We start from the raw sequence: 6,483 nt of genomic DNA on the forward strand, positions 1-6,483 counted from the left end.
AGCAGCATACGGGCCGATGTTACCAAGACCCAGGACAGCGGTTCCGTCAGAGATAACGGCGATAGAGTTTGATTTCAGGGTATATTTCCAGACCTCTGTGTGGTCTCTCGCAATCTCCCGACATACCTCGGCAACTCCGGGAGTGTATGCCCTGCTCAGATCTGCTCTGTTTTTAAGTGGGACTTTGGACTTAATCTCGAGTTTTCCAGCATGAGCAGCATGTAATCGTAATGAATCCGTTCCAATTTCTGTTCGCTGGTCCACATCCATATCTTCATTCTCCGGGTATGGATGAATGAATCTTTCGTATGATCAAAAAAAGTGAAAATACTGCGGGAATAATGAGCAACCGTCAGTTCTAATTAAGGCTCACGATATGGGCTGATAAGTCTGAGCGTTGATTTGGACGGGCGCTCAGAGTCACGTGAATTGTTGATCTGTTGTTCTTCTCTCATGGCTCCCTTGAGCATGATCAGGTAACCACGTGATTCAAGAGCATACTGAACACCTTCCTGAAGCGTCGCCCGAGTCTGGATGTCGCGAAGTTCTATTCCCAACTGAACCATGGTCATTGCAACCTCTGGTTTGATACCGGTCATAATGACATGCGCTCCAAGTAACTTCACGGCAACCGTAGCCTTAATGATGTTTCTTGCCCCGGTCTCGTCCATACTTGAGACCGCAGTTCCATCCATGATAATGTATCTGGCAGACTCTCTTCTGATTGCATCCAGAAGTTGGGCAATCATCTTGTCTGCGCGAACTGTATCAAGGGTACCGATGAGGGGAAGAATCAGGATCTCGTCCCATATTTTGGATATTGGTGTGGAAAGTTCCAGGATCTCCTGTGTTTTCTGTCGTATTGCCCGTTCAGCCGCTATCTTTTCGGTGATATCGATGAACCTTACCACCATCTGTTCAGTATTAGCATTTCCGTACCGTCGCATGATACTGGCATTGATGGTAAATGTCCGCCGACCAGCCTTTGGAAAGACATGGTCCAGTTCAAAACTTTCGAGAACCTTTCTCTCTTTGAATACATGTTCGAACTTCTCCTTCACCAGGGGGAGATCGAACATCCCTCCACCAATGGAATAGACAGATTTTCCTTCTATCTCCATTCTGTTCACTCCGAACGTGGTGTCAAATGCACGGTTTCCAAAGACGATAGCATAGGATTCATTGAGTACGAAAAGAGGCTCATCAACCGTTTGAATTATTTCAAAGGGATCAACGTTTGTGGTCCGGCTACTCATAATATCCATTCCCTTGTGCATCATTATCATACTTTCTACATGATATTGAGGATGAAAAATGGAGAAAAAGATCCCTGCAATAATGGATGTGATCTCAATTCTTCTTCTTATTCTCAAACCCGGTGATTCAGGAGTATCGGGGGATGGTACCCCCGCTGAAGTATAGGAGGAATGAAGTTTCATGCCTGTGCAGAACCACGGGCATGAATCGTAGATGAAGTCCCTCTCCTGTCATCCCACAGGATGACGGTGTGATGAATAGTAGTATTACTGGCTACCGTATATAATTAACGTAGGGTGTTTCGACATTTCACGAAGATGCCTGAAATTACCGGTATGGCCGTGAATGAAAAAAAGATGATGTAAAGATATTTTTATGCGGGAACGAATTTGGTGCCGTAGAATATTGCACCACTCTTACCGTCTTCAGCGAGTTTACGGAAGACTGGTTTCACACGCATACCGATCTGAATCTTGTCGATATCACAGATGACCTGTGAAGTGAGTTTGCTTCCTTCATCAAGTTCGATGATAGCCAGAGCGTATGGGGTCAGGAATTTGAACTGGTCACCTGCACTTCTGACAATGGTGTATGTCACCACAGTTCCAACACCTTTGAACTTGTGATCAACAATCTTCCCTTCCCGACGGCAGTCCGGACAGAATGATCGCGGTGGATAGAAGTATCGACCACAGGTTGTGCAATGGGTACCGATCAGATTATACCGGTTCTGCTGTTTTCTCCAGAAACGTGAAACACTCATGTTATACCCTCCCAAAGATGTGACAGACAACAGTTGCTCCGGTTCCTCCCACGTTGTGGGTCATCCCGATCTCTGCGTCAATCTGTCTGCCCCCGGCATCTCCACGAAGCTGCTTGACGGTCTCATACACCTGTTTAACCCCGGTTGCACCAACCGGATGTCCACAGGCCTTCAGACCGCCACTCGGGTTGATCGGTAACTTCCCATCACGGGCAGTGTATCCTTCTTCGGTGAGTTTTCCTGCTTCTCCCTTCTTGCAGAACCCGAGATCTTCGATGGCACAGATCTCTGCGATGGTGAAACAGTCATGCACTTCAACAAATCCGATATCCTTCCGCTCAACTTTTGCGGTCTGGAATGCACGGTTTCCTGCTGCAACGGTTGCATCCATCGTACAGATGTCCTTGCGGTCATGCAGGGCAAGAGAACTTGATGCCTGTCCACATCCAAGGACTTTGATGGGTGTGTCAGTAAACTCCCGTGCCCGCTCAAGAGGGGCAAGAATAACTGCAGATGCACCATCAGTCACTGGAGAACAATCAAAGAGCCTGAGTGGATCTGCCACAAGGGTCGATTTTGTCACCGTCTCGATGGTGATTGGTTTTTGGAACTGTGCATTTGGATTTTTTGCACCGTTGTCGTGGTTCTTCACTGCAACCTGGGCAAGTTGTTCCCTGGTCAGACCGTAGCGGTGCATATACTGGGTAGCCATCATAGCGTAGAGGCCGGGGAACGTGATCCCTGCAATTCCTTCCCACTCACGATCTGCTGCCGCAGCAAGGACATCGGTGGTAACTTCAGTACCGACATCGGTCATCTTCTCAACACCGGCGGCCACCACGATATCAGACATGCCTGACGCAACTGCGGTGTATGCCTGCCTGAATGCGAGACCACCCGATGCACATGCTGCTTCAACACGTGTTGCCGGAATGTTATCAGTTGCGAGCCCGGCATAATCTGCAATGAGTGCACCGATATGTTCCTGTTCAATAAACCTGCCTGCACTCATGTTTCCGACGAATATTTCGTCGATCCGCTCGCCGGAAAGGTTTCCGTCCTCAAGTGCGAGAGCACCTGCCTGCACAAAGAGATCTCTGAATGAGGTTTCCCATCGCTCTCCGAACTTCGTGCATCCGACTCCGATAACTGCTACCTCTCTCATTCCATCATCACCACTTTGCCTTTGTGTTTGGCGTAGACTGCATAATCGACGATTTTCTTGTCTGCCAGGAGTGCTGCCACTGATGGGGAAGCCTCCCGGTGGAAGAGATCAGAGGTGATCACGTCGGTTACGGTCATATCAAAAGAGTCACTTCCTGACCCTGATCCATAACTGGTCATGAAGATCCGCTGACCTGGTTTTGCCACATCGAGGACTGCGGAAAGCCCGACCATAGATGCACCTGAATAGGTGTTACCCAGGTACGTTACTGCAAGTCCTGGTTTGATCTGCTCCATTGTGAACCCGAGCATTCCTGCAGCCTGCACCGGAAACTTTCCGTTTGGCTGGTGGAAGACTGCATAATCGTAATCTGATGGTTTTGTTCCCATCTTTTCGAGCATAAGTTTGGATGATCCAATCACATGTTTGAAATATGCAGGTTCACCCGTGAACCGCCCACCGTGACGTGGATATGGTTTGTTCTCCCGACGCCAGAAGTCAGGGGTATCGGTAGAGAACGAACAGGTGTGGTTAATCTCTGCAATCGGGTCTTCATTCCCGATCACAAATGCTGCTCCCCCGGCAGCGGCAGTATATTCAAGAGCATCTCCCGGTTCTCCCTGGGCGATATCAGCGCCGACTGCGACCGAATACTTTACCATCCCGGATTTAACGAGTCCCATGGAGGTCTGGATTGCTGCTGTTCCTGCTTTGCAGGCGAATTCATAATCAGCAGCAGTCATCAGAGGTGTCGCTCCGATTGCTTCTCCGACTGTCACTGCAGTTGGTTTGACTGCATAGGGATGAGATTCGGATCCGACATATACTGCTCCGATATCATCAGGGTTAATCTCCCTCCGTGCCATCGCTGCACGTGCCGCCTCAACTGAGATGGTGATGGTGTCTTCGTCCATATCGGGGAGACTCTTTTCAAAAACTCCGAGTCCCTTCGATATCTCAGCGCCGTTCGCACCCCAGACCCGTGCGATCTCTTCTACCTTGATACGGTATCGCGGAATGTACGCACCGTATGAGATGATTCCTACCATTTTTCTTCCCTCAGACTCTCCACGATATCTTCAATATCCTTCTCGGTGCATAACAGCGTGATGTGGTCCTTTTCTGCCATCTTTGGTACAATCGGATGAACATCAGCTGCGGAGATACCATGGAGTACTACGCACCGGGGTTTGAATGGGGTAACCCGGATCGCCACCATCGGTGACTTTCCATTTGAGACCCCGGTGAAGATGAGCGCCCGTTCGGTGCTCCACCCGTAAATCCGGTTGAATTCATTGGCTGAAAGGTTCATGATCGCCTTGATACTGTCGATTATGGTATACCCGTAGATCGTCAGATCTACTGGTCCGGTGAGGAGTTCTCCCCCTATCACCCGGCAGAATGTCTCCAGGGTGATCGGACTTGAGTAGTCATGAAGATCGTAGATGACTCCTTCCCCCATCTCTGCAAAGAGGAGTGAGGCAAACTTCTGAATGTATCTGCCCCCCCTTCCTTCATCGATGGCAAGGATGCTGTCAACAATCCTTCCGATAATCGCAGTACCAGGGCTCTTCCTCCTCCCGCTTTCATAGTCACTGATGACCGAAGGCGAGACACCAAGAAATTCGGACAGGTGTCCCTGAGATATGTCAAAACTCATTCGCCATTTCTTCAGGGTCTTCCCCGGAGAATCAGAGAGGGTTATCTCCCCCGCCATCTTCTCAGCGAGTCGATGACGCAGTCCCGGTTCCATGCATGTACACTGAGGAAGGGGGGAGTTAAATAATTAACGAAAAGAAGTTCGACATTGTACGTATACCTTGATCAAAAAGATGAAAAAAATCAGGTATTCTTTCAAAAATGAGAAAATTATTGTGATTCTGCTTCTCTCCTTCTTCTGAGCAGTTCTGCTTTCTGCTTCTGAAGAGATGTGCTGACATCCTCATCTGTCATATCCGGGTCGCGGAAGCGGGTATATCGTTCGCATGGCATCTCGTCACAGAACCCGCAATGAGGCAGTTTTCTCTCTTCCACACAACAGGTCCATACCGGACACGATTCGATATCAACATACTCTGTCCAGAATATGCATCCTTTTGTCTCTGAACACCCCTGACAGTCTGTTTCAAAATGTGAACACTCATCACACCAAAGTCCGCAGATCGTGGGGGTACGATGTGATTTCATGAGAAAAGATCGATGTTCCGGTTGATAGATATGTCTCCCCGCCACCGGGTAGTGTGTCCTGCGATACTATTATAATTTCATACACCCATCGGACACTTCGTACTGGTCTGTTATGACGTACAGGAGGTAACACAGATGGCTATCATCAAACGTGAACGTGACCCTTTTGATGCATTACGAAACGAGATGGACGGTCTCTTCGCAGATATGGAAAGCCGTTTTCACAGCCTGCTTCCCACATTTCCTGCGTATTCGCAGAGAAATCGTGACCTTCCTGCTCTAACTTCCGGTGGATTCTCAGTAGATATCAAGGATGCCGGAGATGAGGTAATAGCACGGGCAGATATTCCGGGATGTGAGAAAGAGATGGTGAAGATCCGTCTGGTCAGGCCCAATCTCCTTCAGATCACTTGTGAACGAAGTGACGAAATGAAGGAAGAGGATAAGGATTATTTCATAAGAGAACGCTTTTTTGGATCTGTAAGTAGGAGTGTCCCTCTTCCTTCAGAAGTCACTGAAGATAATGCGAAGGCAACGTTTGAGAACGGCGTTCTTGAGGTTCATTTTAAAAAATCTCAAAAAGAAACCTCGGGAGATATCCCGATTCAATAACTTTTTTCATCCGGGAGGATTATCGTCACCTGATGTACGGGTTGTATTGAAACTGATACGTTTCCTGTTGTCGCATTCAAAACATGACCTCCTGCATCACGGGTGTCAGTGATAAAATGTGAATGGAATCCTGGATAATTTACACCCTGCATCCATTCAGGGAACCAGAATCCGCTCATTGTTCCACTAACATGTTGTAAGGGAAAAACACTCTGATGTTTTACCACTTCTGATAACGGGGGATATGGTTCTTCCTGGGCAGGAACACTCCGCACATTCATAACATCGAAATCACCATCGACCCTGAAGGCATAGATGGCGTTCTGGTCTGGGAATGCGTCACTGATCGCTTTGAAAAATTCATCGTTGCTGAGTGTTTTATTGAGTTGGAAGGTGATTTGCGGATCAAATGGGATGCTGTTTCCATAACATACTTCAGTATCATCTGATGGCTCGACAATTATTCCATCTGATCGGATCTGCCAAACATTACCGTCTA

At 48.1% G+C, this 6,483-nt stretch carries 8 protein-coding genes and 1 pseudogene; 1 reads left to right on the top strand and 8 read right to left on the bottom strand.

Translation table 11 applies throughout. From position 1 onward, the window contains the following. From LUQ50_RS14280 to LUQ50_RS14310, 7 genes and pseudogenes are all read right to left on the bottom strand, one after another. Positions 1-270, bottom strand: a pseudogene (locus tag LUQ50_RS14280) (NAD-dependent malic enzyme); the annotation flags it as partial. 92 nt (positions 271-362) lie between these two features. Continuing rightward, positions 363-1,256: an STAS domain-containing protein gene (locus tag LUQ50_RS14285; protein WP_300040801.1), complete on the bottom strand. Its 894-nt coding sequence runs from the start codon at positions 1,254-1,256 to the stop codon at positions 363-365. Positions 1,257-1,630: 374 nt separating this feature from the next. After that, positions 1,631-2,020 (bottom strand): Zn-ribbon domain-containing OB-fold protein, encoded by a 390-nt coding sequence (locus tag LUQ50_RS14290; protein WP_300040803.1) that lies wholly within the window; start codon positions 2,018-2,020, stop codon positions 1,631-1,633. Between the two features lies 1 nt (position 2,021). After that, positions 2,022-3,185, bottom strand: a complete 1,164-nt coding sequence (locus LUQ50_RS14295; RefSeq protein ID WP_300040805.1) for a thiolase domain-containing protein — start codon at positions 3,183-3,185, stop codon at positions 2,022-2,024. Then, positions 3,182-4,234 (bottom strand): hydroxymethylglutaryl-CoA synthase, encoded by a 1,053-nt coding sequence (locus tag LUQ50_RS14300; protein ID WP_300040807.1) that lies wholly within the window; start codon positions 4,232-4,234, stop codon positions 3,182-3,184. The genes LUQ50_RS14295 and LUQ50_RS14300 overlap by 4 nt, the downstream gene beginning before the upstream one ends. Then, positions 4,228-4,938: a helix-turn-helix domain-containing protein gene (locus LUQ50_RS14305; RefSeq protein ID WP_300040809.1), complete on the bottom strand. Its 711-nt coding sequence runs from the start codon at positions 4,936-4,938 to the stop codon at positions 4,228-4,230. The genes LUQ50_RS14300 and LUQ50_RS14305 overlap by 7 nt, the downstream gene beginning before the upstream one ends. A gap of 116 nt (positions 4,939-5,054) precedes the next feature. Next, a complete protein-coding gene (locus tag LUQ50_RS14310) occupies positions 5,055-5,372 on the bottom strand; it encodes a DUF3795 domain-containing protein (protein WP_300040811.1) in 318 nt (105 codons plus the stop codon). 135 nt (positions 5,373-5,507) lie between these two features. On the opposite strand from LUQ50_RS14310, the gene LUQ50_RS14315 reads away from it, so the two are divergent. After that, positions 5,508-5,984, top strand: a complete 477-nt coding sequence (locus tag LUQ50_RS14315) for an Hsp20/alpha crystallin family protein (protein WP_300040813.1) — start codon at positions 5,508-5,510, stop codon at positions 5,982-5,984. On the opposite strand, the gene LUQ50_RS14320 is transcribed toward LUQ50_RS14315, so the two are convergent. After that, positions 5,978-6,483, bottom strand: a 506-nt coding sequence (locus LUQ50_RS14320; protein WP_300040815.1) for an acetolactate decarboxylase, incomplete at its 5' end; no start/stop codon positions are given. The two genes, LUQ50_RS14315 and LUQ50_RS14320, sit on opposite strands and share 7 nt — an antisense overlap.

Origin of the sequence: Methanospirillum sp. (assembly GCF_028679455.1) — an archaeon.
In the GTDB taxonomy this organism is placed as follows: Archaea; Halobacteriota; Methanomicrobia; order Methanomicrobiales; family Methanospirillaceae; genus Methanospirillum.

Bases quoted from the DNA above. Each gene is read 5' to 3' on its own strand.
- LUQ50_RS14285 (WP_300040801.1), bottom strand. From the start codon at position 1,256: ATGAGTAGCCGGACCACAAACGTTGATCCCTTTGAAATAATTCAAACG.
- LUQ50_RS14315 (WP_300040813.1), top strand. From the start codon at position 5,508: ATGGCTATCATCAAACGTGAACGTGACCCTTTTGATGCATTACGAAAC.
- LUQ50_RS14310 (WP_300040811.1), bottom strand. From the start codon at position 5,372: ATGAAATCACATCGTACCCCCACGATCTGCGGACTTTGGTGTGATGAG.
- LUQ50_RS14305 (WP_300040809.1), bottom strand. From the start codon at position 4,938: ATGGAACCGGGACTGCGTCATCGACTCGCTGAGAAGATGGCGGGGGAG.
- LUQ50_RS14290 (WP_300040803.1), bottom strand. From the start codon at position 2,020: ATGAGTGTTTCACGTTTCTGGAGAAAACAGCAGAACCGGTATAATCTG.
- LUQ50_RS14295 (WP_300040805.1), bottom strand. From the start codon at position 3,185: ATGAGAGAGGTAGCAGTTATCGGAGTCGGATGCACGAAGTTCGGAGAG.
- LUQ50_RS14300 (WP_300040807.1), bottom strand. From the start codon at position 4,234: ATGGTAGGAATCATCTCATACGGTGCGTACATTCCGCGATACCGTATC.